Source organism: Gordonia effusa NBRC 100432, from assembly GCF_000241305.1.
Taxonomy (GTDB): Bacteria; Actinomycetota; Actinomycetes; order Mycobacteriales; family Mycobacteriaceae; genus Gordonia; species Gordonia effusa.
Window position 1 is genome coordinate 1 of sequence record NZ_BAEH01000056.1, and the last position, 1,749, is coordinate 1,749.

Below are 1,749 nucleotides of genomic sequence, written 5' to 3' on the forward strand. Positions count from 1 at the left end.
GTCCACAACACAACCGCATGGCCTTCGACGTCGATTCCGCGTCGTCCCGCTCGGCCGGTCAGCTGGGTGAACTCGCCCGGTGTCAGGTCGACATGTGCCTCGCCGTTGTATTTGACGAGGCGTTCGAGGACCACCGACCGCGCGGGCATATTGATACCGAGCGCCAGGGTCTCGGTCGCGAACACCATCCGGACCAGACCTAGAGTGAACAGTTCCTCCACGCAGTGCCGGAATGTCGGGAGCAAACCGGCGTGATGCGCCGCGAATCCCCGGCGCAGACCGGTCCGCCATTCGGCGACACCGAGGATGTCGATGTCAGCGGGTGATAATTCCGCGACATAGCGATCGACGACGTCGTCGACTTGCGCACTCTGCTGGCCATCGAGCAGGTTGATCCCCGACCGCAGACACTGATGCAACGCACCATCGCAGCCGGCTCGGGAGAAAATGAATCCGATCGCGGGCAGTAACCCCTCGCGGTCGAGTTGCCGCACCAGATTTGGCCGAGGCACCACGGTTCCGCGCCTATTATTCGGCCGGCCTCGACCTCGTCCTCGTGAACGCTCGTCGTAGTCATCTGCCATCAACGCCCGGTGCTTGATGAAGCGAATCAGTTCCGGGTTGACGCCGGGATTTTTGGCTTTGCCACCCTTACCCGACCGCTTCTCACGTGGATCGAAGAGATCGAAGAGCCGCGTCCCCACCATCATGTGCTGCTGAAGTGGAACCGGCCGATGGTCATCGACAATGACCGTTGTGTCCCCGCGCACGGTCTGCATCCAGTCGCCGAACTCTTCGGCGTTACTCACTGTCGCCGACAGTGCGACAACCGATACCGAGGGGTCGAGGTGCAGGATGACTTCCTCCCACACCGCGCCCCGGAATCGATCGGCAAGGAAGTGCACCTCATCCATTACGACGTGGGAAAGACCTTGCAGTGCAGGAGAATTCGCGTAGATCATATTGCGGACGACCTCGGTCGTCATCACTACGACGTCGGCATCGGGGTTGATCGAGTTATCCCCGGTCAACAGCCCGACTGCATCGGCTCCGTGGACTGCCACCAGGTCGTTGAACTTCTGATTACTGAGCGCCTTGATCGGCGTCGTGTAGAAACACTTGGTTCCCTGAGCGAGGGCGAGATGTACGGCGAACTCGCCGACGATGGTTTTCCCGGCACCGGTCGGCGCGCACACCAACACCCCGTGCCCGGCTTGCAGGGCATCGCAGGCACGTAGCTGGAACGGATCGAGGGCGAAAGCTTGACGGGCGAGGAAATCGTCGAGGTGCGTCATTACCTACAGGATGTCACCAAAAGTGTCACCTGAGCGCACCGACGCACGCGGTGTCGCCGCGACACCCGGCGATGCGGCGGGAACAGTCGACGTGGAGGGCAGCGGACTGGCCTCGTCGTCGGACAGTGACTCCCAGTTCTCGGTGCGCCGCGCCTTCCGCCTATCGCTATACCGGGAGACCTGGATGGCGAACTCGAGTAACACCGTCAGCGCACATGCCAGCGCCAGCATCGTGAACGGATCCGAACCGGGCGAGACGACGGCGGCGAAGACGAACATGCCGAAGATGAGTCCGCGTCGCCAACTCTTGAGCCGCTGGTAACTCAGCACGCCGATCAGGTTGAGCGCGATGATCAGCAGCGGCAATTCGAAACTTACTCCGAAGATGACCAGCAGATTGATCATGAACGTGAAGTAGTCGTCGCCTTTGAGTGCGGTCACCTGAACGTCTTGA

At 61.2% G+C, this 1,749-nt stretch carries 2 protein-coding genes; both read right to left on the bottom strand.

The features are described from left to right. On the bottom strand, nt 1–1,295 hold a 1,295-nt coding region (locus GOEFS_RS10385; RefSeq protein WP_007317860.1), incomplete at its 3' end, for a DEAD/DEAH box helicase. Between the two features lie 3 nt (nt 1,296–1,298). After that, a partial coding sequence (gene tatC, locus GOEFS_RS10390) for a twin-arginine translocase subunit TatC (RefSeq protein ID WP_007317861.1) occupies nt 1,299–1,749 on the bottom strand: 451 nt, incomplete at its 5' end.